General features: G+C 73.8%; 2 protein-coding genes. Both read left to right on the plus strand.

Annotation, left to right across the window (positions count from 1 at the left end; genetic code table 11):
* A partial coding sequence (locus tag G3I78_RS48850; RefSeq protein WP_164437104.1) for a hypothetical protein occupies window positions 1-200 on the plus strand: 200 nt, incomplete at its 5' end.
* A 7-nt stretch (window positions 201-207) separates the two neighbouring features.
* A partial coding sequence (locus G3I78_RS48855; RefSeq protein ID WP_343244041.1) for a S4 domain-containing protein occupies window positions 208-428 on the plus strand: 221 nt, incomplete at its 3' end.

Consider the following 428-nt stretch of genomic DNA (forward strand, 5'->3'; position numbering starts at 1 on the left):
CGCCGGAGCCCCTGGGGCTCGTCCGTACGCCCACCGGCCACGCCGGGGTGGACGGGCACCTGGAACGGCTGGCCGACGCCGACCACCTCACGGCGGACGGACACGTCGCGGTGTACGAGGATGTGCACAGGGGGTTGCGTGACGCGCTGACCGCGCTGGACGCACCGCCCGTCCCCGGACCGTACGAAAACAGGAGCTGAACCGAACGTGGCAGGAGTGGCACGCCGCCGCCTGGACGCCGAACTGGTACGCCGCAGCATGGCCCGCTCGCGCGAGCACGCCGCCCAGCTGATCGCCGCGGGCCGGGTGACCGTCGCAGGCGCCACCGCGACCAAGGCGGCCACCCAGGTCGAGACCAGTGCGGCCCTCGTCGTCCTCAAGGACGACGGCGACCCCGACTACGTCTCCCGGGGCGGCCACAAGCTGGC

Source organism: Streptomyces sp. SID13726, assembly GCF_010548375.1.
In the GTDB taxonomy this organism is placed as follows: domain Bacteria; phylum Actinomycetota; class Actinomycetes; order Streptomycetales; family Streptomycetaceae; genus Streptomyces.